Genomic DNA, 24,968 nt, shown 5'->3' on the forward strand with positions numbered 1-24,968 from the left:
GGCAGCCCTCCCCTGAGCGGTTATCACGTCTGACTCTCTGGCGTGAAGTCCTCAAGGGGAGCGCCAGTAGGTTTAAGGGTCGCCGGGTTGATCGCATACCACTTGCTGTACATGTTCACGGCGTAGACCGCGCACTGTTGGCTCACGCCCAACTGACCTACCCGTTGTGGGTCAGCAGGCGGCTTGCCACGCAGCGTCTCATAGGCACCCAGCCCCCAGCGGCACTTTTCAAAGGCGGTGGTAGGCAGATAAATGCCTGAGCCGACCCCCATCAACTCCCCTGACAACACCCTTTTGCTGCGTTCTGTGATTTTAAGCGCGGACTTGAGTACATCGACGCTGCCGTCCAGAGGGTTGAATATGCTGCGCACCAGCAGTCCGCTCTCCTTCAGGCCCTGACCAAATGCGCGACCGCTATAGGGCACAACCGCCTTGATCCCCTTGAAGAATGACCTGGCTGCAGCCAAGCCGCCTGTCGCTGCAAATGACGCAAAGTCGATCAACAGCCCTTTGAGACCGTCCTTGATATTGCCATCGGCAATGTCCGCAACCGCACCTACAAATGGGATAAGACTGAGGACCGCTCTAAGGTTCTCCTGGGTCAGGATCTTGCCGGAATCGAAAGGGTAGCTGCGGCGCTTCTGCAGCCGTGTGGGTTGATTGGCGTACTCCAGCAGCAACTCGCGCTTGTCCTCGAACGTGTTGTCGAGCACGGTCCTGGTGATATCGCGTGTTCTTGTCGAAGCCCAACTGTTGGGGACATAGACCGGCGCGGGGCCGGGCCACTGCGACAAGACCTGACCGGGCAACGGCTCGCGAGCCTTCTCGATAATGACCCTGGAATCTACTCCCGGACGCGGCTCGGTGCCCTGGGAATAGGCCTGGAAGTCGAACTTCTCCAGCTTTGCATGACGAAAATCCCGTTGGACAAAGGCAAAAGGCCCGTAGGGCACACTGCCTTTTTGGGTCACGCCATTTAGCCCAAGGCTGTAGCTCAGATCGTCACGCCGGATCATTTTCATTGAGCCTGGAAACACTTCGTAGTAGCCGAATCTCGGGGTCGTCGCCCCGGTTTCGTAACGCATCAACAGGCCATGCCTGCCCTTTTTCTCCTGCACCTTGGAGTGCTCGCCCTGATCGTCCTCCACGGGTTGCCCGGTCTCCTCGCGCAAGGTAAAGAACTCCAGCTTGCCGACCTCAAACGCCCGGCGTACCTCCAGCGGCGCATTGGCGATCATCAGGCGGATCACCGTGGCCTGGGCGCTACGGGTATCGGCAATGTATTGGTCCACGGCCGGTGCGACCAACGGGGTGATTGGCGGCAGTTTTTTGATTCTTTCGTTAAAGGTTTCCTGGGAAATTTTAGGGTGAATAAATTTGTACTTTTTTTCGTCACCAAAAAGACGGCTCACCCAATCGCCAAAGGCAACCAGCGGATCCTTTTCAGCTTGTTGAGTCAGGATCACTTCGGTCAAGTAGGGCTGACGGGTCTGAAGATGCCCGTGTTGCCTTGGGTCAAAAGGCACGTCGGTATCCAGCTCAAGCTTGAAATTGCGGATCTCGTCCTCGGTCAACTCAGGAAACAGCTTCGCCAACTGTTGCACTAAAAGACTTGTTTGAGTGGGTGGCTCGCTCGTCAGCGTATTGAATGCCTCGCGAGTGCGGTTTTCCCGGTCGGTGAATGCCTGTGTGGCAGCCAGATAATCCCCTGGCGAGTAGCGCCCATCGGATGACTTGGGAAAAATTCCGGCCATCACCGCCCAGTCCAGCAAGGGCTGGGCGCCAAGGCTTTTGATTAACTCTGCCTGCGCAGGCCCTATCGCATCGAGTCGGCTCAGGTCCAGGGCTTGGGTGATAGTCAGCGCCCGCGAACTGCCCGCCCCACCGAGTTTTTCAGCCATGGCAGTGCCCAGGCGCAGGTTCAGCCAGGCGGTCGAGCCGATGGTCACCTGCCCAGGCTGCAACATCAGTGCTTGAGGTGCGAGTGTCGACACACTGGGCGTCGGCTTGATCAGAAACTCAGGGGCAGCCTGTGCCAGCATCAGGTGGGCAACCAACGGCGCAGCGCTGGCGCTGACCGCCTTGTGGTCAATCAAATGCGTTTCTATCTCCTCGCGCACCTGATTTATCGTGCGCCCCAGGTTGCTGGGATGATAGATCTCGTAGCCGGCAACTACGCCGGGCGCGCCGGGCACATCGACGGCCACACTGGCCTTGATCGCGGCAGCCAGCAGTTGGTGGCGAGAAGCCCTGGACAGGGGCGCGCCACCGGCGACCTCCGCCATATTCAGCACGCCCGCCAATTGCTGCGCCTTGGCAATGGCCTGGGGCGAGTCGAAGAACGCCCGAAGCCGCAAATCCGGGTCGGCGGGCAGGTCCGCCCCGTCCGCAAAATCGCGCAACAGTTCAGTGACCGAACCCGGCCCGGCGGCTTGGGTTCTGAGCACCGTCAGGTCGTTGGGTGACAACGCCCCTGGTCCCCAGCTATAGGGCGTCAGACTCGCGTAGTCCGCCGCCAGCGGCGCCGGAGGCAATTGATTGTTCAGCCAGCCAAGCGCGACGCGTGCTTGCGCGACGGAGCCAGGAGACCCCAACCCGCAATACTCCAGGACCTGGCGCAGGTCATATTGGGGGATGGAATACAGGGCGTCGCCGGTTTCCTTGCTCATGCCCACCAACTGGTTGAAGTTGGCATTCAGTTCGAGAATGCGCGCCTTTTCTTCTGCACTGCCTGCAACCAGGGTCTTGCTGATCTCGTCATCGAGAAAGGCTTGCAGATTAGTCCAATGATTGGCGCGGTCGCGTAGTTCCAACTGCCCGTCGCGAATGCGGTAAACGTGATCGCCCTGGCCAAAACCGATTTTGTCGACGAACGTTCTGAAGGCCGGGGATGCCAGGAACTGAGCAAAACTCGCCCGTGGCTGATGGCTTTTCTGTGCCAGGCTCGACTGGGGGTCGATATCCACAGTCTGCGCAGTCAGGTCAAGATCGGCGCCCTCAGCCTTTGCATCGACCAGCGCCTGCAGCTGGGGAGCCAGGCGCGTACGAACATCCTGGTCGCGGCTCTGCTGCACGAGTTGGTCGAACTGCTCACGCCAATCGGTGCGCTTTTGCTCGGAAATCCCGGGCCAGCCGTCCTCTGTAAGCTGCCTGCCAAGCTGCGCGGCACCGCCGCTTTCGTTAGGTGTCTTGACGCCGTAAAAATCAAGAATGACGTCAACGTGATTAAAGTCGCCCGTTTTCGGGTCTGGTAGCAGAATCCCCAGATCGCTGGGAGACAGGTAGCGCACAGCCGCCCTTACCTTGCCACTCACTTCCCACCAACCAGACCCATCGCTGGTGGTAAATCGCTGCTTGGTCTCGACGCCATCGCGAATCACTATGCCCTCTACGCCGTCGCGGTCGATGCGCACGGTCGACCATTTGAAGCCTTTGCTCGCAAGCCAGTCCTGCACCGCCGGCTCGTTCACCGCGTCGCGATAAAGGTCCACGTAAGGTTTGATCGAAGCATTGTCGGGGATGGGTTTGCGTTTCAGCTTGCCGGTGGTCACCCAATGAGTGAGGGTGTCCTGCAGCTTTTCATCGCCTTTCGCCGCATCGACGGACGATGGAAAAGCAGGCAATGGCGTCGCGTCGCGTTTTTTGCGCTGCGCCGCCAACTCGATCCTTGCTTGCGTCAGCCTGCCAGGCATCGAGGGGTTGTGTGGGGTTTGCTCGGATGCTGGCCAGCCCTGGCCTTCGGGCGCAGACGGCGCTTCGGAAGACGGCATCGAGGCTGTCGGCTCAGGCTGTCGATAGCCCTGCCCTGCACCTGTCACAACGTTAAACGGCGTGCCTGCACTCTTTACACTGTGTGTCGACATTTCCAGTTCTCTTCACCTAATGGAGGGCGAGAGTTCTTTTCCGTAAGAACTGTCAATGCAACGCTACAAGACCCAACCTAGAGGGGTTATAGGAAGAGTCCGAATACACCAAAGACTGTGCTAAGTGTTTCAAGTGTGCCGAGAAAATGGCAGGTCAGTTACAGGATCCGATACAACAAGCGCTCGACCCGTACCCGGCTGACCCGGCGCAGGAACTTGCCGACGGCTTCGGGGTAATCCACCAGTGTTTCCAACTGCTGGTAGCCCTGGATCCGTGTGGCGTGCCGGAAAATCTCCTCAAGCTCGCTACGCCGTGGCGCCAGCCACTGGCCCTGGGGATCATCGATCAGCAAGGCGTTTTCCAGGTCCAGGCGGAAAGCCCTGGGGTTGAGGTTATTGCCGGTGAGCAAGGTATAGCGCTCGTCGATCCACATGCCCTTGAGGTGATAGGTGTTATCCCCATCGCGCCACAGGTGCAGGTTGAGCTGGCCGCTGTCGATCATGCGCTGGTGACGCTTGGCAAAGCGGCGCAGGCTGATTTCGTAGAGATACGGCAGTGCGGCGATGATCCTGAACGGTTCGCTGGGCGGGATGTAGAAGTCGTTGGCGGTCTTGTCGCCGACAATGATGTCGATCTTCACCCCACGGGCCAACGCACGGTTGATTTCCCGGGTCACCGGCAGCGGCAGGTTGAAATACGGGGTGCAGATGGTCAATTGCTGCTGGGCACTGGCGATCAGCTCGCAGATCACCCGGCTCAGCGGGTTGTTCTTGCCCACCCCCAGCAACGGGCTGACCGACAACCCACCAATGCCGGCCTGACCGGCCGTGGTGTCATAGGTCGCGTGCTTGAGCCGGCTGCGCAAGTCGCCAATGTCATTGCGCAGGCTGCGAGTGGTGGGCAGGTTGGGCAGGTCCAGGCGGTGGACCGCCTTGGAGGCGACCAGGCCGTGTTCCACCAGGTGCTGCATGGAGTCGGCCAGTGGCTTGTTATGGATCAGGTGATAACGGTCGAAGCGGTATTTGTCGAACTTGTGCAGGTACACATTGTTCAGGCTGGCGCCGCTGTACAGCACGCTATCGTCAATCACAAAGCCCTTAAGATGCAGCACGCCAAACAGCTCGCGGGTCTGTACCGGCACCCCATACACCGGCACTTGCGTCGAGTGTGACTGGGTCATCGCCTGGTACCAGGCGCTGTTGCCAGGCTGCTTGCCCGCGCCGATCAGCCCGCGTTGGGCGCGCAGCCAGTCGACCATCACCACGATATCCAGTTCAGGCCGTGCCGCCTTGGCGGCATGCAGCGCGTCAAACACCTCCTGGCCCGCTTCGTCCTGTTGCAGGTACAAGGCGACGATATAGATACGGTGTTGGGCCTGGGCAATTTTCTCCAGCAGGCAGCGGCGAAACTCGGCAGCGCCGGACAGCACCTCGATCGCATCGGTAGCCAGGGGGAAACCGCGCAACTTGGGCAACAGGGAACGTTTGAATAACGACGGCATAGGGCTCGCAATGATCGAATCCGAAGAGCCCGAGAGCTTACACCATGGGGGTGCCCAGGTCTGCCCACGAACCATGGAAAATAATTAATTGACCATGAAGAACGATCGTTCTACTGTTGGCGGCATGAACGACATGACCACTACTGAAACCCGCGACATTATTCTGGATGTCACCGAAAAGTTAATCTACCGGCACGGCATTGCGGCCACCGGCATGGAACGACTGGTGAAAACCGCCGGTGTCTCCAGGAAAAGCATCTACCGCTACTTCGCCAACAAGGATGAACTGGTAATCGCCGCCCTGCAGCGGCGCGACGAGCGTTGGCTGCAGTGGCTGCGCAGCGAGGTCGAACAAGCGCCAGACAGCGGTGCGCGCCTGCTTGGCGTGTTCAGCGCGCTCAAGGCCTGGTTCGCCTCTGCGGACTTTCGCGGCTGCGCCTTTATCAACACCAGCGGCGAGACCGGCAACCCGCAAGACCCGGTCCGTTTGTTGGCCAAGGCGCACAAACAGAAACTGTTCGAGTACCTGCTTGAACTGTGCAACGCCCATGGCACCCCGGCCCCGGAGCAACAGGCCGCGCAACTGCTGATCCTGGTCGATGGCGCCATCACCATGGCCCTGATAATGGGCGATGAAACTGCCGCTGATAATGCGCAATGCATGGCGCAATTGTTATTGGCACTTTGAATTAACGACTGACAATCCAAAGGAGTAATCAAATGACCGCCAATGCACAAGTGCGTCCGCCCTTGCCGCCCTTTACCGAACAATCGGCCATTGAAAAGATCCGTCTCGCCGAAGACGGCTGGAACTCCCGTGACCCGCAGCGCGTATCGCTGGCCTACACCCTGGACACGAAATGGCGTAACCGCGCCGAATTCGCCCATAACCGTGAGCAAGCCAAGGATTTCCTCACACGCAAATGGGCCAGGGAACTGGACTATCGCTTGATCAAGGAGTTGTGGGCCTTTACCGGTAACCGTATCGCCGTGCGTTATGCCTATGAATGGCACGACGATTCCGGCAACTGGTTCCGCTCCTATGGCAACGAGAACTGGGAGTTCGACCAGGACGGCCTGATGTCCAACCGACATGCGTGCATCAATGACATGCCCATCAAGGAGAACGAACGCAAGTTCCACTGGCCCCTGGGGCGACGCCCGGACGATCATCCGGGGCTGTCCGAGCTGGGGCTGTAGGGGCCGGCTTGCCGGCCCCTACAGTGCCAGTCAATCCTGCTTCAACCCCACCTGGTACAACACGCCATCAGCCTCATCCGTGAGTACGTACAGGAAACCATCCGGGCCCTGGCGTACATCGCGGATGCGCGCCTTCAACTCACCCAGCAGGCGTTCTTCGTGGACCACCCTGTCGCCATCGAACTGCAGGCGGATCAGCTCTTGGCTGGCCAAGGCGCCTACAAACAGATTGTGCTGCCAAGCCTTGAAACGGTCGGCATCGTAGAACGCCATGCCACTGATGGCCGGTGACTTTTCCCACACATGGTGGGGGGCGACCGTGCCTTCGGCAGTCTTGCCCTTGGCTTCGGGAATCGGCAACAACGAATAGTTGATGCCATGGGTCGCCAGGGGCCAGCCGTAGTTCTTGCCACGCTCGATGATATTGATTTCATCACCGCCGCGCGGGCCGTGTTCGTTTTCCCAGAGGGTGCCGGTCCAGGGATTCAGCGCCGCGCCCTGGGGGTTGCGCTGGCCATAGGACCAGATCTCCGGCCTGGCCCCGGGTTGGCCGACAAACGGGTTGTCATCCGGCACACGACCGTCCGGGTAGATCCGCACGACCTTGCCTTGTAGCTTGTCCAGGTCCTGGGCCGTAGGGCGATCATTGTTCTCGCCCAGGGTCACAAACAGGTAGCCATCGCGGTCAAACACCAGGCGCGAGCCAAAGTGATTGCCCGTCGAAAGCTTGGGTGCCTGACGCAGGATTACCTGGAAGTCCTTCAAACTGCTCAGGTCATCGCTCAAACGGCCACGCCCGACCGCCGTACCGGCCGTGCCGCCCTGGCCGCCACCTTCGGCGTAGGACAGGTAGACCAACCGGTCCTCCTTGAAATCCGGTGACAGCACCACATCCAGCAAACCGCCCTGCCCCTTGGCCCACACTTGCGGCACGCCGCTGAGCGGCGCAGACAATTTGCCGTCACGGCTGACAAAGCGCAGCGCACCCGGCCGTTCGGTGACCAGGAAGCCTTGCTGGTCTGGCAAAAACGCCACTGCCCATGGGTGGTCCAGGCCTTTGACGATAGCCGTCGCGGTGACACTGCCTTGCTCACTGGGAAACTGCCGGGTATCGCCGGCAAGCGCCGGAAGCGCAGAGGCCAGGGCGCTGGCGCAACAGGTCGCTAAAAGGGTTGTGCGTAGAAACATACCGTGGGGTTCCTTTTATTCAGGGCCGACGATTGCCATTGGCATCTTGCGTCGGGGCTGAGGGCTGGGTGGCAGGACGTGCGGGAGCGGCATCACGCTGCGGATAACGATTGCCGATGCCGCCGTTTTCCAGGGTCGGCAGGCGAGGCACCGGCGCGGTATAGGTGCCACGCGTCGCCGGTGTATTGGGCTGGGTGCCCTGCATGCTGTTGGGGTTAGCCCGCTTGATCGGGCTGTTATACGGGTTGTTGTTGCCGGGCAGGTTCTGGGCCTGCACCCCGCCACTCAAGGCAAGGCCCAGGGCCAACACCACAAGGCTGCGCGTACGGCTGTTCATGACAAAGCCTCTCTGGGGCGAGGAATACCTGCATTCGATAGCACGCTACGCGCAGGGTTCGGGTTTGGTAACTAAATACTTTCCGGGCAGGTGTAACACGGCTTTTCCAACGCCGCGCTTCCAGCCAGCCGACCACCGAAACTTTTGCCAGCCGCTGCGGGTCACCTGAAGACCATTCCCCATCAGGAAGCACTCCTATGCCACGGGCAATCTGGAAAGGCGCAATCAGCTTCGGCTTGGTTCACATCCCCGTGTCGCTGGTGTCGGCCACGTCTGCCCAGGGCGTGGATTTCGACTGGCTGGACAAGCGCAGCATGGACCCGGTGGGCTACAAGCGCATCAACAAGACCACCGGCAAGGAGGTCACCAAAGACAATATCGTCAAGGGCGTGGCCTATGAGAAAGGCCGCTACGTGGTGCTCAGCGAAGATGAAATTCGCGCCGCCCACCCCAAGGCCACGCAAACCATAGAGATCATCGCGTTTATCGACAGCGACCAGATCCCCCTGCAGAACATCGACACGCCCTACTACCTGGCCCCCGACAAACGCGGCGGCAAGGTCTACGCCCTCCTGCGGGAAACCCTGCACAAGACCGCCAAGGTTGCCCTGGCCAACGTGGTGCTGCATACCAAGCAACACCTGGCCGCCCTGATGCCCCTGGAATCGGCGCTGGTGCTCGTGATGCTGCGCTGGCCCGCCGAAGTACGCGACCTCGACGAACTGGAGTTGGGCGAGGACGTGACCAAGCCAACCCTGGCCAAGGGCGAACGGGACATGGCCAGGCGCCTGGTAGAAGACATGAGTGCCGACTGGCAACCGGAGAACTACCGCGACAGTTTCCAGGACAAGATCATGGCCCTGGTCAAGAAGAAGGCCAAGGCCGGCAAGATTGAAACCGTTGAGGCACAAGACGGCGCAGACGAGCGCAAATCGGCAGACGTGCTCGACCTCACGGAACTGCTCAAGCGCAGCCTGGCCGGTAAACCCGCTGCGCGCAAAAAAACCACCAAGGCCTCCTGAGCCGGCAGCCCAGAGGAACGTGCCATGGCCAAGCCACTGAGTGAATACCAACGCAAGCGCGACTTCGCGGTCACTTCGGAGCCATCATCGTCGAGCCCTGGCCGGCGCGCGCCGTCCGCATTGGCGTTTGTGGTGCAGAAACACGCTGCCCGCAACCTGCACTATGACTTTCGCCTCGAACTTGATGGTGTCCTTAAAAGCTGGGCCGTACCCAAAGGGCCGAGCCTGGATCCCAGCCAAAAGCGCCTGGCGGTGCATGTGGAAGATCATCCGTTGAGCTACGCAGGCTTTGAAGGCAGTATCCCCGCCGGGCAGTATGGCGCAGGCGATGTGATTGTCTGGGACCGTGGCATCTGGCAACCCCATGAGGACCCGCACAAGGCCTACACCGCCGGCAAACTGAAGTTCACCTTGGTCGGCGAGAAGCTCGCTGGGGATTGGACCTTGGTGCGTACCCGGCTCAAGGGCAGCGGCGACAAGGAGCAATGGCTGCTGATCAAGGAGAATGATCAACAGGCACGTTCGAGCAGCGATTACGACATTGTCCAGGCCCAGCCCAAGAGCGTTTTGGGCGGTGCGGCGCTAGGCCAGGCAAAAACCGCCCTGCCCGACCAACTGACGCCGCAACTGGCGACTCTGGCGGACCGTGCGCCGGCGGGCGACTGGCACTACGAAATCAAATTCGACGGCTACCGGATGTTGGCGCGGGTACGCGCAGGCCGCGTGCACCTGTTCACCCGCAACGGCCACGACTGGAGCGATCGCCTGCCCCGCCAGGTCAAGGCAATCGAGGCGCTGAAACTCAAGGACTGCTGGCTCGATGGCGAAGTGGTGAGCCTCGGTCACGATGGACTGCCGGATTTCCAGAGGTTGCAGCAGGCCTTTGACAGCGGTCACAGCCAGGACCTCGTCTACTACCTGTTCGACGCACCGTTTTTGCACGGCCATGACCAACGCGGCACAGCGCTGCAGGATCGGCGGGCAGCGCTCAAGGCGGTACTGGATGGCAACAAGAGCCCGTTGCTGCGCTTTTCCGAGGCTTTCGCGGCAGATCATCGCGATATCCTCCAAAGCGCCTGTAGCCTGGGGCTCGAAGGCGTGATCGGCAAGCGCGCCGGCAGCCCCTACAGCGGCGTGCGCAGCGCCGACTGGATAAAACTCAAATGCCGCCAGCGCCAGGAGTTCGTGATCGTCGGCTACACCCAGCCCCAGGGGTCGCGCGGCGGCTTAGGGGCGTTGTTGCTGGCCGTCCATGCTGACAACGCCCTGCTGTATGCCGGGCGCGTGGGAACTGGCTTCGACCAGGCCACCCTGCAAGCGCTGTATAAAAAAATGCAGCCCCTTGCGCGGCAATCCTCACCGTTGGCCACCCCCTTAAGCGGTAGCCAGGCGCGCGGCGTGCGGTGGATAAGGCCGCAACTGGTGGCCGAAGTGCAATTTGCCGAGTGGACCCGCGAAGGCCTGGTGCGCCAGGCGGCCTTCGTGGGCCTGCGCAGCGATAAACCCCCGGAGCAGATCGTGCGCGAGCAAGTACTCCCCCAAAACCGTGCGTCGAAGATCAGCATTAGCCACCCCGAGAGAATCATTGATCCGGCCAGCGGCACACAAAAAGCGCAACTGGCGCAGTTCTACCAGAGCATCAGCAATTGGATCCTGCCCCACCTGCGGCACCGCCCCGTCGCGTTACTGCGGGCGCCCGAAGGGATCGAAGGCGAGCAGTTTTTCCAAAAACACAGCGAGCGCCTGGCCATCCCCCATATCACTCAATTGGACCCGAACCTGGACCCCGGCCATGCGCGCTTGATGGAAATCCACACCGTGGCGGCACTGGTCGGCGCCGTACAGATGGGCACCATTGAGCTGCACACCTGGGGGGCAACGGTTGACAAGATCCAGACTCCGGACCTGTTTGTACTCGACCTGGACCCCGACCCGGCGTTGCCCTGGAAAAGCATGCTCGAAGCCGCACAACTGGTGCTGTCGGTGCTGGATGAGTTGGGCCTGGCCGCCTATATCAAGACCAGCGGAGGCAAAGGGCTACACCTGATCGTGCCATTGGCGCGCCGGGATGGCTGGGAGACAGTGAAAGCCTTCGCCAAGGCCATCGCGGTGTTCATGACCCAGCAATTGCCCGAGCGTTTTACTGCCACCAGCGGCCCCGGGAACCGCATCGGCAAGATCTTTATCGATTACCTGCGCAATGGTCGTGGCGCCAGCACCGTCGCCGCCTATTCGGTACGCGCCCGCCCGGGGTTGCCGGTTTCGGTGCCGATCAGCAGACAGGAACTCGCCAGCCTGCGCAGCGCCCAGCAGTGGAACGTGGCTAATCTAGAGGAACGCTTGCATGGCCCGAAAGCCGATCCCTGGGCGGGTTATGCCAACCGCCAGCGAATCAGCAAGAAGATGTGGCAGAAACTCGGAGCGCAGCCGCCCTCGCCCTAAGCAAGCCTACAGACTCCTGTGGCGAGGGGGCTCGTCCCCCGCTGGGCTGCGGCAGCAGCCCCAAAACCGGCCACCTCGGTGTGCCTGGCACAACGTGGTGAGGCTCTTGGGGCGGCTTCGCCACCCAGCGCGGGGCAAGCCCGCTCGCCACAGAAAACCTGCGATCCACAGTAAGTTCCAAGCTGCCGCAACGCCCACTGTGGCGAGGGGGCTTGTCCCGTTGGGCTGCGCAGCAGCCCCAAAACCGGCCACCTCGGCGTACCTGGCACAACGTAGTGAGGCTCTTGGGGCGGCTTCGCCACCCAGCGCGGGGCAAGCCCGCTCGCCACAGAAAACTTGTGATCCACAGTAAGTTCCAAGCTGCCGCAACGCCCCCTGTGGGCAGCCCCAAAACCGGCTACATCGGAGTGTCTGGTGCGACGTGGTGAGGCTATTGGGGCGGCTTCGCCACCCAGCGCGGGGCAAGCCCGCTCGCCACAGAAAACCTGCGATCCACAGTAAGTTCCAAGCTGCCGCAACGGCCCCCTGTGGCGAGGGGGCTTGTCCCGTTGGGCTGCGAAGCGGCCCTAAAACCGGCCACCTCGGTGTGCCTGGCACAACGTAGTGAGGCTCTTGGGGCGGCTTCGCCACCCAGCGCGGGGCAAGCCCGCTCGCCACAGAAAGCCAGCGGCTGATAGTCGGTTTCAGGCGGCTGGGAGGTCTGTTTGCCGCGAGGGGATGACGATCAGATCAGTATGAAAATCGCCGCCAGGCCGGCAAAGATCGCCCACTTTTCCAGGTAGTAACGGGTGCGGTTGCGCTTTTTCAGCTCCTTGCCCCGCAGGCGGATCTTGTACAGGCGGGTAAACGCGCGGTTCAACCCACCAGTCTTGTCCCCGGCATCGTTGGGCGAGCCGGCGGCGGCCATGACGTTGCGGCTGAACCAGCGATTGAACGCCGCCGCCCAGCGATATTTCATCGGGCGCTCTATGTCACAGAACAAAATGATGCGGTTCTGCGCCGTGGTGTTTTCGGCGTAGTGGATGTAAGTCTCATCGAACATCACCGCCTCGCCGTCACGCCAGTAGTAGTTCTCACCGTCCACATTGATGTAGCAGCCTGGATCGTTGGGTGTATCCAACCCCAGGTGATAGCGGTAGGAGCCGGCATAAGGATCACGATGGCGCACCAACTTCGAACCAGGTGGCAGTTCGGCAAACATCGCGGCCTTGATCGAACCGATGCTTTGCACCAGCTCGGTGGTGCGCGGGCAAAGCTTCATGGCCGAAGGATGACTGTCGCCGTACCACTTGAGGTAGAAGCGCTTCCAGCCCGACTTGAAAAACGAGTTGAAACCCACGTCGTTGTATTGGTCCGAGCGCTTGATCTCGCCAGCGCGCATGAGGTTCTGGCCTTCCTCGCGAATCTCCTGCCAATGTTCCTGGAGTGGGCTCAGGTCAGGGAAGTCGCTGGGCGAAAGGTACGGGCGGCCAGGCAGCCTGGAGAACAGGTAGAGGAAACAATTGATCGGCGCAAGGAAGGTCGAGTGGTCGCTTAATTGACGGCCCAGCTTATGTCGAACCCTGCCACGCAGGTGGACATACGCGATGGAGACAACGTAGAGAGCAACAATGATGAGTTTCACGGGAATTCGTCACATGTCAGAAGAGTACAGGCTGCTCCTTCAGGCCGGGCCCGAGAGGAAAAATGCAGCACCTGAAATCACAATTCATTAACAGGCCCAGAAGTGTCTTGGAGACAGTTCGGATAGTGGCCAATGGCAGTTATTTTAGCCCTAGATTGTAACCAAAGGTTAACTAAGAATTGTGAAAAGGTGTCTTCCAACTGTATAGCCGCGCCACCTCAAAAACACGATGGCGGGTGTGCCGGGCTGCGATGCAGCCCGGGAAAGGTGCGCGCTGACTCAGCCCAGCGGCTGGTCATCCTTGCGTTCGCGCCGGGTAAAACGGTCGTCGTCCAAGGGCGAATAGGCCACTGGCTTGCCACGTGTGAGGACCAGATGGCGGACCAGCGCGATGAGCATACCCAACAGCAAGCCGACCGCCAGGCTCAACGCAACCACCAGGACTTTCTTCGGTTTGATCGGGCTCAGCGGCTCTTGGGCACGCCGGTCAATTGTCACCAGTTTCAAGGCGCTCATGTCGATATTCAGGCCACGCAGACGCGCCACTTCAGCACGCAACGGTTCGACATCCTGCAAGAAAATGTCTTCATTGCCCCGCCGCTTCATGACCTCGACCTGGCGATTGACCTCCAGCAACTGCAACTCCTTGCCAATTTCCGCGACGCGGCTGTTGGTGAAGTCATCGTTGGTTCGCTGTTGCAGGGCCGTACGCTCGGCTTCCAGGGCATCGGTGCCAAGGAAGTACAGGGGGATCTGCTGGTTGTTGACCTCGGTGCGCATTACCTGGCTGGAGCCGCTGCGCCCCGCGTCGGCCATCGACGACGGAGTGGTCGGATTCTTGATGCCCATGGACTTGGCAATCGAGATGGCTTCACTCAACTCTGCCAGGCGGTTGGAGCGCTGCATTTTCATCTGCAGGCGCAGGGCACTGAGTTCATCTTCCAACTGTGCGCGCTTGAGCTTGTCGCCTTCGAGCAGCTTGGCGATTTTCGATTCTTTGTCGGTTTCGTAATTGGAGCGCGCCGCATCAATCTTGCCTTTGAGCTCGGTGAGGCGGTTGTTGACGATCACCTTGAGATCGGCGCCCACCTGCTCACGCTCGGCGGCGATGGCGTAGTCGACAAAGCCATTGAGAATCGCGACGCCATCGATATCGGTGGGGTATTGCAGCTCAAGGCGGATATAGCTGCTCAACGAGTCCGCTTTCTTCGGGTCGGGCAGAATCAGGTTGATCGAGTTGCGGTTGAACGCCTCGAAACTCTGCTCCAGGCTGCGCCCCGGTTTCTGGAACGCTTCGAACAAGGCCGGGTTGGCCTTGAAGAAGTTCAGCCGCGCATCGTACGAGTCCAGTTGCGCGCCGACTTTGGCCAGGGCATCCGCCGGCGGCAACTTGTAGACCTCCGAGCGATTGAGTGCATCCAGCTCATTGATCGCTGCCGGGCGCAACACACTGCTGACCTGATACTCACGGGGAGCCAGCAGCGCGTACCCCACTCCAATCAGGCCCGCAAAAAGAGTACAGCCGATTACCAGTTTCTTCTGCCGCCAAATCGAGTGAAACAGCTCAAATAAATCAATTTCATCAGACGCCACGGGGGCTTGAACCTGGGGAGTTCTATTCAAAATGGGGACACCCTTCAAAAAGTGGACGCTGGCTGTCCACTACACGATAGATCTGAATAACCAACTGAAAAAGCAGGGACAACGCCCTGGATATGGCTAATACGACATAAGGCAACGCTTATCCGACCTTTGAGCTACGGAAAAAATCCCTACAGCATTGAGATTGTTTTCCTTCAGAAACAGTAATGTCATATAGACATTGCTCAGCGTAGACGACATATCGAGAAACACCGCTCTCACGGTATGTCAAAATAGTTTTAAATATCTGCTGGTAAAGGAAAAAACCCGACCAAAGCACAACTTTGGGAAATTTCCTGCAAACCTTTTAATGAAACTTGATAGGAAACATTTCTTGATGTAGGCAGAGCTTCATTTAGGCCTGGTCAAAAAGGAGTTGTGCATGTCATCACCCTCAGCCCACGCGACCCCATGCCCGAGCGAACTGGACAGGCAAGCCCTGCAAGGCACTTGGGAGCAAATCGCCCTGGAAGACAGCGGCATCGCCAACCCGCCGGATGAACACAGTGCGCCTGGCGCGCTGACTACGATTGAGGGGAATCAGTTCCGGGTCACGACCCAGGAGGGCGAGGTATTACTGCAAGGCTGTTTTACCCTGGATGCCAGCACCACACCCAAGAGCATCACTTGGATCGACGCCATCGGGGCTGACGCAGGAAAGCGCCTACCCGCCAGCTACACCCTGGATGGCGAGCGCTTCGTTTTTATCGCCGCGGATGAAGGCATGCCCCGGCCAACCCGCTTCAGTACGACACGGGGGCAGACAATGCGCACGTTCATGCGCAAGTCTTGAGCAGATGAGAGGTATTCGTTTTTACGACAGTTTTTTCACAAACCCTTCACGTTTGACGCGCTAGGTTAAACCCAACTCCTCAGATGAATCCCTTGGCCCGCCGCCCCAGCGGGCCTTTTTTTTGCCTTCAGGCAGAGCGTTTGACGGCGGTCAGTGTGTAGCACATCGGCAATTGCGCCGACTGGTTCTCATAGCGGTCGTAGAGTTCTTCACGGTTGGAGTGCGGGTACTCCTGCAAGTGGCTGATCTGTAGTCCTGCGGCAATGGCCGCGCTGACAACCTCCCCAAAGGCGTGTACGAACCAGTACGACGCAGCGGTTGCGTCGTCGCTCGTGCCTTCATAGACAATCGCCTCGTGCTGTACAAAAGGTTCGCGGCGAAAGTATGAGGTGACCGGCAGCATCGGGTTGGCCGCTTCCGGATCGAACACCTCCAGGAACGGATGGGTCTCGTAGATCACCAACGTTCCCCCCTCCTTGAGGGTGCTAGCGACATGCCCCATGAACAGCGCGATATCCGGCATCCAATTGAGCACGCCGATGGTGATCAGGGCCACGTCAAAACGACCCAGCAGATGCTCGGGCAGATGATGAATATCGGTTTCGATAAACTCAGGGTTGTGAGGTGAACGACTGGCCAGCTCCGCCGCCTGCGCAAGAAACGCGTCGGATTGGTCGACCCCCACCACGCGATTGGCACCAAGGCCATACAGCGAAAGGCTCTCACGGCCGTTATTGCAGCCCAGTTGCACGGCATCCCGGCCCGAGATTCCGACCTGCTGCAACAAGGCGGTCAGCGTGGGATCCAGGCAGTTGAAACCGCGCTCGGCCACGGCGGCGAGCAGCTTTTGCCAGGGGGCGCCAGCTTTATGGTGCGCGGCGGATTCGTTCCAGGCGGCCTTATTGCTGGCGATAGCCTGTTGAGCAGACAGCGTGTCCATTGCGTCTCCAAACCATTGAGCGTGCGCAACAGGATGGCAATGAGCGCCGTCAAAAATAAAGAAGGGGTTCGCCCCGCACCGATAGCCTCGCCATCCTTGAACCGGTAAAGAGCCATCACTGCAGGGCGAACGGAGGGAACTTAATCCACGGCCATTGGATGTTCAACTGTTATCAATTACAGAACCGACAATGGATACAACTTCGATACAAATCGATGTTTTTTGTGGAGTTTTTACTCAAAGCAGGCAATCCCGGCACTTCTCGGCGCCTCACACGCCGTACTGTCATATAACTCGCGCCTGACATATGCGACAATGCGCGCCAAATTCCAACATGCACCCCATATTTCTGCTCGGCGACTGGGCTTCACGCCTTCATGTCGCTGTTGACGCATGCCCGTTGGCCCGGGCTCCGAATGGGTCCCGGCCCAAATAAGCGCACTCCAAGCTATTGATAGGTAAAGTAATTGATCTCCACAGCTAACATCACCATGCAGTTCGGCGCCAAGCCGCTGTTTGAGAACGTCTCGGTCAAGTTCGGCGCCGGCAACCGTTATGGTTTGATCGGTGCCAACGGTTGCGGCAAGTCGACCTTCATGAAAATCCTCGGTGGCGACCTCGATCCGTCCGGCGGCCAGGTGATGCTGGAGCCGAACGTGCGCCTGGGTAAGTTGCGCCAGGATCAGTTCGCCTACGAAGAATTCAACGTGATCGACACCGTGATCATGGGTCACGAAGAGCTGTGGAAGGTCAAGGCCGAGCGCGATCGCATCTACTCGCTGCCGGAAATGAGCGAAGAAGACGGCATGGCCGTGGCCGAGCTGGAAACCGAGTTCGCTGAAATGGACGGCTACACCGCCGAATCCCGCGCCGGTGAATTGCTGCTGGGCCTGGGTATCGGCATCGAGCAGCACTTCGGTCCGATGAGCGAAGTGTCCCCAGGTTGGAAGCTGCGCGTATTGCTGGCCCAGGCGCTGTTCTCGGATCCGGAAGTGTTGCTGCTCGACGAGCCAACCAACCACCTGGATATCAACACCATTCGCTGGCTGGAAAACATCCTGACCCAGCGTAACAGCCTGATGATCATCATCTCTCACGACCGTCACTTCCTGAACAGCGTGTGCACCCACATGGCTGACCTGGACTACGGCGAGCTGCGCCTGTTCCCGGGCAACTACGATGAATACATGACCGTGGCGACCCAGTCCCGCGAGCAGTTGCTGTCGGACAACGCCAAGAAGAAGGCGCAGATTTCCGAACTGCAATCGTTCGTCAGTCGCTTCTCGGCCAACGCCTCGAAAGCCAAGCAGGCCACATCCCGTGCCAAGGCGATCGACAAGATCCAACTGGCCGAGGTCAAGCCTTCGAGCCGTGTGAGCCCGTTCATCCGCTTCGAACAGACCAAGAAGCTGCACCGCCAGGCGGTCATCGTCGAGCGTATGGCCAAGGGCTTCGACGGCAAGACCCTGTTCAAGGATTTCAGCTTCCAGGTTGAAGCGGGCGAGCGCGTGGCAATCATCGGCCCGAACGGTATCGGCAAGACCACCCTGCTGCGCACCCTGGTCAACGAACTGACCCCGGACGCCGGCAGCGTGAAATGGACCGACGCGGCTGAGCTGGGCTACTACGCCCAGGACCACGCCCATGACTTCGAAGACGACGTCACGCTGTTCGACTGGATGGGCCAGTGGGCCCAGGGCGAACAAGTGATCCGCGGCACCCTCGGCCGCATGCTGTTCTCCAACGACGAGATCCTCAAGTCGGTCAAGGTCATCTCCGGTGGTGAGCAAGGTCGCATGCTGTTCGGCAAGCTGATCCTGCAAAAGCCCAACGTCCTGGTCATGGACGAACCGACCAACCACTTGGACATGGAATCCATCGAAGCGCTGAACCTGGCGCTGGAGAACTATCCGGGCACGCTGATCTTCGTCAGCCACGACCGTGAGTTCGTATCGTCCCTGGCCACCCGCATCATCGAGTTGAGCCCAAGCGGCGTGATCGATTTCAGCGGCACCTATGACGACTACCTGCGTAGCCAGGGCGTGGTGTTCTAAGCCCAGCAACACAGCAAAAAGTGGCGAGCGGGCTTGTTGTGACAAGCAGATTTGTTATGGCTAGCAGGCTTGTTGTGGCGAGCGGGCTTGCCCCGCGCTGGGCTGCGTAGCAGCCCCCATCACTAATCCTCCCGCATTTCACCAGATAAAACGCGGGTGCAGGTTTTAGGGCTGCTACGCAGCCCAGCGCGGGGCAAGCCCGCTCGCCACAACCACAGCCACAGCCACAGCCATACTCATCACCACCAGGCGCCGGCGACAATCGTTAGCCTGCTTCCTTTTTCTCCAAGCCCTTGCCATGATGCGTTCACCGCCCCGCCGCGAATGAGCCTCCATGCCTACCGCTCCCAGTTCCCTGTCGATCACCCTGCAGATCGTCTCCATCGTGTTCTATACCTTTATCGCGTTCATCTGCATCGGCCTGCCGATTGCGGTGATTCCCGGCTACGTCCACGAACAACTGGGCTTCAGCGCGGTGGTTGCTGGCGTGACCATCGGTTCGCAATACCTGGCCACCCTCCTCAGCCGTCCCATGGCCGGGCGCATGTCGGACAACGTCGGCACCAAGCGCGCGATCGTGCTCGGTTTGAGCGGCATCCTGCTTAGCGGGGTGCTGACGTTTATCGCTACCCTACTGCAGAGCCTGCCCAACTTGAGCCTGGGAATTCTGATTGTCGGTCGCGTGTTGCTGGGCGTGGCTCAAGGCCTGATCGGCGTCGGTACCATCAGTTGGTGCATGGGCCAGGTGGGCGCCGAACACACCGCACGCTCGATCTCCTGGAACGGCATCGCCTCCTACGGTGCCATCGCCATTGGCGCACCACTGGGCGTGGTGATGGTTGCGCAATACGGCTACAACAGCCTGGGCATCGCGCTGGCGGTGTTGGCCGGGCTTGGCCTGGTACTGATCCGCAAAAAGCCCTCGGTACCCGTGGTACGCGGCGAACGCCTGCCGTTCTGGGCAGTGTTCGGGCGCATCGCGCCGTTTGGCGCCAGCCTGTGCCTGGCCTCCATCGGCTACGGCACCCTGACCACCTTCATTACCCTGTTTTATCTGAGCCGCGGCTGGATCGGCGCCGCCTGGTGCCTGACGGTATTCGGCATCTGCTTTATCCTCTCGCGCCTGCTGTTTATCTCCAGCATCACCCGCTTTGGCGGATTCCGCGCGGCAATTGCCTGCATGACCCTGGAAACCGTCGGCCTGGCCCTGCTGTGGCTCGCGCCCTCTCCCGCCATTGCCCTGATCGGCGCCGGCCTCACTGGTTTTGGCCTGTCCCTGGTGTACCCGGCATTGGGCGTCGAGGCCATCAAACAAGTGCCCAACAGCAGCCGAGGGGCCGGGTTGAGTGCCTATGCAGTATTTTTTGACTTGGCGCTGGCGATTGCCGGGCCTTTGATGGGCGCAGTGGCGTTGAACCTGGGGTATTCGTGGATATTCTTCTGTGCAGCGCTACTGTCGGTCACAGGCCTGGGCCTGACCTTGCTGCTGATGCGCCGGGCCTACTGATCGGCGGTCTGCATGCCGGCCCGCGAATGCTGGCCGAGGGTGCGCCCGAAAAAGCGCCCGGCCTCGGAAATCAGGTCACGGTGAATGCCCTCCCGGTCCACGCCATCGGCGTCCGTACACAGCGCCGGCATCAGCGCCAGCTGCTCGTCATCGCACGGGGCCATGAAGATAAAGTGCCCAGCCCCGGCCAACAATTTGAAGTCCGGTGGCTGCGGCAGTTTGCGCGCCAGGGCGGCTGCGTTTTTATCCACGGCCACTAGCTTGTCGCCATCGCCGCTATACAGCAGCACCGGCACATGCACGTCACCCAGGGTGTGCCGGCCAAACATCAGGCTCAGCGGCGCCATCAGCATCAATGCGTGGATCCGCGAGTCCGCCTGGGGTTGCAGGTCATCGCGGTCGACCACCAACTCACCCTTTGTCGTGCAGGCATCACGGTCTTCGGGGCGTTCCTGGCAATAACGGCGCAAACGCTCGAAATCCGGCTTGGCCCCGGCCAGGATCAGCGCCGTCTCGCCGCCCGCCGAATAGCCGATTACGCCCACTTGCCGCACATTAACGAACGGCGACAGCATCGGGTCGCCAAGGGTCGCGGTAATCGCTGCAGAAATCTGAATCGGCCGGCCATACAGGTTGCTCAAGGTGCCCAAGCGGCTGTGGTCCTTGTAGTTATCACCGGGATGCAGCACCGCCACCACCACAAACCCTTTGCGCGCCAGCGACGTCGCCAGGTCGTGCAAGGCCAGGGGTGTGCCGGTGTTGCCATGGGACAGCATCAGCAGCGGGAAGCGACCAATGGCGACCTTGGCATCTTCGGTGGCGGCGACGCGATACGCGCCCACCTGGCTGATATGTTCGCGGCCCGTGGACGGATAGAACGCGATGGCTTTCATCGGCTGCGCATCCAGCGGGTCGGGAAAGCTCATCCGGTGATAGCCCACGCTCCAATGGGGGTGCGGGGCCACCGCGGCCTGCACCGAAACGAGGCCGCCGAGCAGGGAAACCAGCAAGACTGCACAAAGACGCATCATGGGGATGTCCACCTGTGCTGTGTGACGCCTGCGAGTCGGTTCAGGCTTGGGCGGTTTGACCCTGTACTGCATAAGCTGCGCCAGATTCGCCCGTCCAAAACAAAAAACTCCGTATCCCGCTGGTTTTCAGGCCAACAGAATACAGAGTTTAGGCGCCTCGAATCAGATTGATAGCGAGCCGCGGTGAAATTTACACAGGCCTTACGCAGCGACGAATAACTGCTCGCTGATCAGTGCATTGGCGTCGTTCAGCGCCTTGCTGCGCGCTTCGTCACCGTAGGCCAGGCCATGGGCACGGACGAACTCGATGTCGGTGATGCCGAAGAAGCCCAACAGTACTTTCAAGTAGTCCTCGTGCCCCACGCCGGTAGGCTGACCCACATGCAAACCACCGGCGGTAGAAACCACGATGACTTTCTTGTTGCCGCACAGGCCTTCCGGGCCGGCTTCGGTGTAACGGAAAGTCTGGCCGGCGACGGCAATGCGGTCGATCCAGGCCTTGAGCTGGGTGGGGATGGTGAAGTTATACATCGGCGCGGCGATGACCACCGCGTCAGCGGCCAGGAACTCGGCCAGGGTCGAGGCGCTCAGGTCGGCTTCGTGCTTTTGCACCGCATCACGCAGTTCGGCGGCAGTGCCCAGGGCGCCCAGGGTAATCCCGGAAAAGTGGTTGATGCCTTCACTGGCCAGGTCGCGGTAGGTGACTTCCACACCCGGCTCGGCCGCTTGCCAGGCCTTGACCACTTCGCGGCTCAACTGACGGGATACCGAGTTGTCACCAAGGATGCTGGAATCAATATGCAAGAGTTTCATGTGGGATCTCCAAGTGAGGACCGCCACTGGGCGATCTGATGGAGAGAATCCTACAGATCAATCCAATAGCCGATTAGCCGGTTAAAATGCGATAGTTCGTCCCACTGACAGGACAATAGGCCCAACATGCAAGACCTCAATGACCTCTACTATTTCGCCAAGGTGGTGGAAGCCGGTGGCTTCGCGGCGGCTGGCCGGCTGCTGGGGATCCCCAAATCGCGGCTGTCGCGGCGCATTGCCGAACTCGAAGAACGCCTCGGCGCCCGCTTGTTGCAGCGCACCACCCGGCAACTGACCCTGACGGCCGTGGGTGAGCGCTACCTGGGGCATTGCCAGGCGATGTTGCTGGAAGCCGAAATGGCCGACGAAGCGGTGGCCAACATGTCCAGCGAGCCCCGGGGGCGCCTGCGGGTCAGTTGCCCGGTGGGCCTGGCCCACGAAATTCTGCCGACGGTGGTGGCGCAATTTCTCGCGGCACACCCATTGGTGCAGTTGGAAATGATGTTGATCAATCGCCGCGTCGACCTGGTGGCCGAAGGCGTAGACGTGGCCTTGCGCGTGCGTGAACTGGGGGATGAAGACCCACTGCTGGTGACCCGCCGTCTGCGCCAGGCACAAACCGCCATGGTTGCCAGCCCCGAGTTTGTGCGTGGCCACCAGATCAACACCCCGGCCGACCTCAAGCACCTGCCGGTATTGGGCGCCCTGGAAGCCGATCGCCTGGTGCACCTGCGCATGCTCGACCCGGCCGGCAACGCCACCGACCTGGCCATGGAGGCACGCCTGGGCATCGATGATTTTCTGGTACGCAAAGCCAGCGCCCTAGCCGGCCTGGGTTTCACCGTGCTGCCGATGATGTATTGCGAGCAAGAACTGGAAACCGGCCAACTGGTGCAATTGCTGCCCGAATGGTCATTGCCCGGAGGTTGGCTGCAAGCGGTGTACCCGCATCGACGCGGTGTATCCCCAGCGGTGCGCGCCTGGATCGACTTTCTGGCCCATGCTTTCAACAATTGTGGAGATCGCCTGCTATGAGTACCCGCATCATGAGCGAAAACGACGTCGCCCAGTTCTGCCTGGGCTTGCCCGGAGCACGGGAGGATTACAAATGGGGCGGTGTGCGGGTGTTTTCGATTGCCGGCAACAAGATGTTTGCCCTGCAGAACCTGCGGGGTGACTCCCTGGCATTCAAGGTCGACAAGGAGCTGTTCCTCGGCCACGTGGACCGCCCGGGCATCCACCCGGCGCCGTACCTGGCGCGGGCGCAGTGGATCATCATGCAAGTGCCCTACCCCCTGGGCGGCGAGGAACTGCGCGGCTTGTTGCAGCGCTCCCACCAGTTGGTGGTGAGCAAACTGCCCAAGCGCACGCAAATCGGGCTCAGGCTGGTGTAGGAGCTGGCTTGCCTGCGATGGCCATAGGTATCTACACAACTTTGCCGCAACGCCTAAATCCAGGCAGATAGCGCAGTTGTGGCGAGCGGGCTTGCCCCGCGCTGGGCTGCGAAGCAGCCCTAAACCCGGCCATCGCGGTTTATCTGAAGAAACGTGGAGGGCTTTTTGGGCTGCTTCGCAGCCCAGCGCGGGGCAAGCCCGCTCGCCACAGGAGAGTTCGTCAGTTTCTGAAAGTTGTGTAGACACCTATGCTGCGATGGCGGCACCTCGGTGTATCAGGATGCCATCGCAGGCAAGCCAGCTCCAAGGTTGGCTATCTAGAAGACTGACAGCAGCGTGCCGCCAAGAAACAACTGGTCGATCCAGAACACCTGGTGCAACAACACGATCAGCCAGAACACCACCTGGTACGACACCTTGCGTGTCTTGTGGCGAAACACCTGCTGCGCGACCAAGGCGCCCGGCCAGCCACCGGCCAGTTCCATGGCATGCAGGATCTTTTCCGGGGTACGCCAACTGTCGTTCTGGGCCTTGCGCTTGTCGCTCCAGTACAGGCAAAACGTCACCATGCTGACCAGCCCGTAGGCCGCCAGAGGGATCAGCGACACCCCGCGGTACGCCAGCAGTGCCGAGCCAAACAGCGGCACGGCACACAGCAGCACAAACACCAGGGCCTTCAAGCGCAGATGCTGAATGCTCATCACGCCTTGGCCGCCGCCCAGTCAATCCAACCGAACTGCCACGTGGCCAGGATCAGCAAACCGAATGCAATGCGGTACCAGGCAAACACTGCATAGCTGTGGCTGGCGATGAACTTGAGCAGGCCGCGCACCGCAATCATCGCGAAGATGAACGAGACCACAAAACCGACGGCAAACACCGGCAGGTCCGCAGGCTGGAACAGGTCACGGTACTTGTAGCCCGAATACACCGCCGCACCGACCATGGTTGGCATCGCCAGGAAGAACGAAAACTCGGTCGCCGTCTTGCGCGACAGGCCGAACAGCAGGCCACCGATAATGGTCGAGCCGGAACGCGAGGTGCCCGGGATCATTGCCAGGCACTGGGCAAAGCCCACTTTCAGGGCATCTTTCCAAGTGATGTCATCGACGGTTTCGGCATGGATCGCATGCTCGCGGCGCTCGGCCCACAACATGATCACCCCGCCGATCACCAGCGCGGTGGCCACAGTGATCGGGTTGAACAGGTATTCGTGGATCAGGTCGGCAAATATCACCCCCAACACCACCGCCGGCAGGAAAGCGATCAGCAGGTTGATCGTGAAGCGCTGGGCGTTGCGCTGGGTCGGCAGGCCGGTGACCACGTCGAGGATCTTGCGCCGGAACTCCCAGACTACGGCCAGGATGGCGCCCAATTGAATGATGATGTTGAACGCCATGGCCCGCTCGCCACCGAAGTCGAGCAAATCGGCGACGATGATCTGGTGCCCGGTACTGGAGATCGGCAAGAACTCCGTCAGCCCTTCGACAATGCCAAGTATCAATGCCTGAAAGGCGGTCCAAAGATCCATTATTCCCCCAAAAGGTCATGCGACTGCATGCCTCGTTGATATTTTCTAGGTGTTCACTAACGATGAGCACGCTGCAAGGCCGCGCG

General features: G+C 60.2%; 20 protein-coding genes. 9 read left to right on the forward strand and 11 right to left on the reverse strand.

The genetic code is table 11. The features are described 5' to 3' along the window. Nucleotides 1–23: 23 nt before the first annotated feature. Nucleotides 24–3,863 (reverse strand): hypothetical protein, encoded by a 3,840-nt coding sequence (locus tag HKK57_RS23925; protein ID WP_237150432.1) that lies wholly within the window; start codon nucleotides 3,861–3,863, stop codon nucleotides 24–26. Between the two features lie 158 nt (nucleotides 3,864–4,021). Further along, nucleotides 4,022–5,365 (reverse strand): CDP-diacylglycerol--serine O-phosphatidyltransferase, encoded by a 1,344-nt coding sequence (pssA, locus tag HKK57_RS23930; RefSeq protein WP_029290564.1) that lies wholly within the window; start codon nucleotides 5,363–5,365, stop codon nucleotides 4,022–4,024. A 124-nt stretch (nucleotides 5,366–5,489) separates the two neighbouring features. On the opposite strand from pssA, the gene HKK57_RS23935 reads away from it, so the two are divergent. Continuing rightward, nucleotides 5,490–6,053, forward strand: coding sequence for a TetR/AcrR family transcriptional regulator (locus tag HKK57_RS23935; protein WP_029290561.1), 564 nt, complete (start codon nucleotides 5,490–5,492; stop codon nucleotides 6,051–6,053). 32 nt (nucleotides 6,054–6,085) lie between these two features. Further along, nucleotides 6,086–6,565, forward strand: coding sequence for a nuclear transport factor 2 family protein (locus tag HKK57_RS23940; protein ID WP_169390918.1), 480 nt, complete (start codon nucleotides 6,086–6,088; stop codon nucleotides 6,563–6,565). A gap of 30 nt (nucleotides 6,566–6,595) precedes the next feature. Here the strand turns inward: HKK57_RS23940 and HKK57_RS23945 are convergent, their stop codons facing one another. Both HKK57_RS23945 and HKK57_RS23950 read right to left on the reverse strand, forming a co-directional pair. Continuing rightward, complete coding sequence (locus HKK57_RS23945) at nucleotides 6,596–7,753, reverse strand: PQQ-dependent sugar dehydrogenase (protein WP_169390919.1); 1,158 nt, start codon at nucleotides 7,751–7,753, stop codon at nucleotides 6,596–6,598. A 19-nt stretch (nucleotides 7,754–7,772) separates the two neighbouring features. Next, nucleotides 7,773–8,090, reverse strand: coding sequence for a hypothetical protein (locus HKK57_RS23950; RefSeq protein ID WP_169390920.1), 318 nt, complete (start codon nucleotides 8,088–8,090; stop codon nucleotides 7,773–7,775). 197 nt (nucleotides 8,091–8,287) lie between these two features. On the opposite strand from HKK57_RS23950, the gene ku reads away from it, so the two are divergent. Both ku and ligD read left to right on the forward strand, forming a co-directional pair. Next, nucleotides 8,288–9,112, forward strand: a complete 825-nt coding sequence (ku, locus tag HKK57_RS23955; RefSeq protein WP_029290551.1) for a non-homologous end joining protein Ku — start codon at nucleotides 8,288–8,290, stop codon at nucleotides 9,110–9,112. A gap of 24 nt (nucleotides 9,113–9,136) precedes the next feature. Next, the gene (gene ligD / locus HKK57_RS23960) at nucleotides 9,137–11,554 is read left to right on the forward strand and encodes a DNA ligase D (RefSeq protein WP_169390921.1); all 2,418 of its coding nucleotides are present in this window, start codon (nucleotides 9,137–9,139) and stop codon (nucleotides 11,552–11,554) included. Nucleotides 11,555–12,278: 724 nt separating this feature from the next. On the opposite strand, the gene lpxO is transcribed toward ligD, so the two are convergent. Continuing rightward, the gene (lpxO, locus tag HKK57_RS23965; RefSeq protein WP_029290547.1) at nucleotides 12,279–13,178 is read right to left on the reverse strand and encodes a lipid A hydroxylase LpxO; all 900 of its coding nucleotides are present in this window, start codon (nucleotides 13,176–13,178) and stop codon (nucleotides 12,279–12,281) included. A 279-nt stretch (nucleotides 13,179–13,457) separates the two neighbouring features. Continuing rightward, on the reverse strand, nucleotides 13,458–14,801 hold the full coding sequence (locus tag HKK57_RS23970) for a Wzz/FepE/Etk N-terminal domain-containing protein (protein ID WP_169390922.1): 1,344 nt from the start codon (nucleotides 14,799–14,801) through the stop codon (nucleotides 13,458–13,460). A gap of 400 nt (nucleotides 14,802–15,201) precedes the next feature. Here HKK57_RS23970 and HKK57_RS23975 point away from each other — a divergent pair, with 400 nt between their 5' ends. Beyond that, a complete protein-coding gene (locus tag HKK57_RS23975) occupies nucleotides 15,202–15,612 on the forward strand; it encodes a TIGR03067 domain-containing protein (RefSeq protein WP_169390923.1) in 411 nt (136 codons plus the stop codon). A 127-nt stretch (nucleotides 15,613–15,739) separates the two neighbouring features. Here HKK57_RS23975 and HKK57_RS23980 read toward each other — a convergent pair whose 3' ends face one another. Further along, nucleotides 15,740–16,552 carry a class I SAM-dependent methyltransferase gene (locus HKK57_RS23980; protein WP_169390924.1) on the reverse strand — a complete coding sequence of 271 codons (813 nt, stop codon included), beginning with the start codon at nucleotides 16,550–16,552 and terminating at the stop codon, nucleotides 15,740–15,742. Nucleotides 16,553–17,019: 467 nt separating this feature from the next. On the opposite strand from HKK57_RS23980, the gene HKK57_RS23985 reads away from it, so the two are divergent. Both HKK57_RS23985 and HKK57_RS23990 read left to right on the forward strand, forming a co-directional pair. Then, the gene (locus HKK57_RS23985) at nucleotides 17,020–18,606 is read left to right on the forward strand and encodes an ABC-F family ATPase (protein WP_071610063.1); all 1,587 of its coding nucleotides are present in this window, start codon (nucleotides 17,020–17,022) and stop codon (nucleotides 18,604–18,606) included. 334 nt (nucleotides 18,607–18,940) lie between these two features. Then, entirely contained in the window at nucleotides 18,941–20,113 is a 1,173-nt protein-coding gene (locus HKK57_RS23990; protein ID WP_029290538.1) for an MFS transporter, read from the forward strand. Here the strand turns inward: HKK57_RS23990 and HKK57_RS23995 are convergent. Next, nucleotides 20,107–21,144, reverse strand: a complete 1,038-nt coding sequence (locus tag HKK57_RS23995; RefSeq protein ID WP_029290537.1) for an alpha/beta hydrolase family protein — start codon at nucleotides 21,142–21,144, stop codon at nucleotides 20,107–20,109. The genes HKK57_RS23990 and HKK57_RS23995 overlap by 7 nt on opposite strands. Nucleotides 21,145–21,345: 201 nt before the next feature. Continuing rightward, on the reverse strand, nucleotides 21,346–21,957 hold the full coding sequence (locus tag HKK57_RS24000) for an FMN-dependent NADH-azoreductase (protein WP_092236453.1): 612 nt from the start codon (nucleotides 21,955–21,957) through the stop codon (nucleotides 21,346–21,348). Between the two features lie 126 nt (nucleotides 21,958–22,083). Here HKK57_RS24000 and HKK57_RS24005 point away from each other — a divergent pair, with 126 nt between their 5' ends. Both HKK57_RS24005 and HKK57_RS24010 read left to right on the forward strand, forming a co-directional pair. Continuing rightward, the gene (locus tag HKK57_RS24005; protein ID WP_029290534.1) at nucleotides 22,084–22,992 is read left to right on the forward strand and encodes a LysR substrate-binding domain-containing protein; all 909 of its coding nucleotides are present in this window, start codon (nucleotides 22,084–22,086) and stop codon (nucleotides 22,990–22,992) included. 11 nt (nucleotides 22,993–23,003) lie between these two features. After that, complete coding sequence (locus HKK57_RS24010; RefSeq protein WP_032866318.1) at nucleotides 23,004–23,351, forward strand: MmcQ/YjbR family DNA-binding protein; 348 nt, start codon at nucleotides 23,004–23,006, stop codon at nucleotides 23,349–23,351. Between the two features lie 317 nt (nucleotides 23,352–23,668). Here the strand turns inward: HKK57_RS24010 and HKK57_RS24015 are convergent, their stop codons facing one another. Both HKK57_RS24015 and HKK57_RS24020 read right to left on the reverse strand, forming a co-directional pair. Further along, nucleotides 23,669–24,052 (reverse strand): DUF1294 domain-containing protein, encoded by a 384-nt coding sequence (locus tag HKK57_RS24015; RefSeq protein WP_169390925.1) that lies wholly within the window; start codon nucleotides 24,050–24,052, stop codon nucleotides 23,669–23,671. Beyond that, complete coding sequence (locus HKK57_RS24020; protein WP_029290527.1) at nucleotides 24,052–24,882, reverse strand: undecaprenyl-diphosphate phosphatase; 831 nt, start codon at nucleotides 24,880–24,882, stop codon at nucleotides 24,052–24,054. The genes HKK57_RS24015 and HKK57_RS24020 overlap by 1 nt, the downstream gene beginning before the upstream one ends. Nucleotides 24,883–24,968: the final 86 nt, after the last annotated feature.

This window comes from Pseudomonas sp. ADAK21 (assembly GCF_012935735.1).
In the GTDB taxonomy this organism is placed as follows: Bacteria; Pseudomonadota; Gammaproteobacteria; order Pseudomonadales; family Pseudomonadaceae; genus Aquipseudomonas; species Aquipseudomonas proteolytica.

Excerpts from the sequence above, each read along its gene's own strand:
- HKK57_RS23925 (WP_237150432.1), bottom strand. The coding sequence starts at position 3,863 with ATGTCGACACACAGTGTAAAGAGTGCAGGCACGCCGTTTAACGTTGTG.
- pssA (WP_029290564.1), bottom strand. The coding sequence starts at position 5,365 with ATGCCGTCGTTATTCAAACGTTCCCTGTTGCCCAAGTTGCGCGGTTTC.
- HKK57_RS23935 (WP_029290561.1), top strand. The coding sequence starts at position 5,490 with ATGAACGACATGACCACTACTGAAACCCGCGACATTATTCTGGATGTC.
- HKK57_RS23940 (WP_169390918.1), top strand. The coding sequence starts at position 6,086 with ATGACCGCCAATGCACAAGTGCGTCCGCCCTTGCCGCCCTTTACCGAA.
- HKK57_RS23945 (WP_169390919.1), bottom strand. The coding sequence starts at position 7,753 with ATGTTTCTACGCACAACCCTTTTAGCGACCTGTTGCGCCAGCGCCCTG.
- HKK57_RS23950 (WP_169390920.1), bottom strand. The coding sequence starts at position 8,090 with ATGAACAGCCGTACGCGCAGCCTTGTGGTGTTGGCCCTGGGCCTTGCC.
- ku (WP_029290551.1), top strand. The coding sequence starts at position 8,288 with ATGCCACGGGCAATCTGGAAAGGCGCAATCAGCTTCGGCTTGGTTCAC.
- ligD (WP_169390921.1), top strand. The coding sequence starts at position 9,137 with ATGGCCAAGCCACTGAGTGAATACCAACGCAAGCGCGACTTCGCGGTC.
- HKK57_RS23975 (WP_169390923.1), top strand. The coding sequence starts at position 15,202 with ATGTCATCACCCTCAGCCCACGCGACCCCATGCCCGAGCGAACTGGAC.
- HKK57_RS23980 (WP_169390924.1), bottom strand. The coding sequence starts at position 16,552 with ATGGACACGCTGTCTGCTCAACAGGCTATCGCCAGCAATAAGGCCGCC.
- HKK57_RS23990 (WP_029290538.1), top strand. The coding sequence starts at position 18,941 with ATGCCTACCGCTCCCAGTTCCCTGTCGATCACCCTGCAGATCGTCTCC.
- HKK57_RS23995 (WP_029290537.1), bottom strand. The coding sequence starts at position 21,144 with ATGATGCGTCTTTGTGCAGTCTTGCTGGTTTCCCTGCTCGGCGGCCTC.
- HKK57_RS24000 (WP_092236453.1), bottom strand. The coding sequence starts at position 21,957 with ATGAAACTCTTGCATATTGATTCCAGCATCCTTGGTGACAACTCGGTA.
- HKK57_RS24005 (WP_029290534.1), top strand. The coding sequence starts at position 22,084 with ATGCAAGACCTCAATGACCTCTACTATTTCGCCAAGGTGGTGGAAGCC.
- HKK57_RS24010 (WP_032866318.1), top strand. The coding sequence starts at position 23,004 with ATGAGCGAAAACGACGTCGCCCAGTTCTGCCTGGGCTTGCCCGGAGCA.
- HKK57_RS24015 (WP_169390925.1), bottom strand. The coding sequence starts at position 24,052 with ATGAGCATTCAGCATCTGCGCTTGAAGGCCCTGGTGTTTGTGCTGCTG.
- HKK57_RS24020 (WP_029290527.1), bottom strand. The coding sequence starts at position 24,882 with ATGGATCTTTGGACCGCCTTTCAGGCATTGATACTTGGCATTGTCGAA.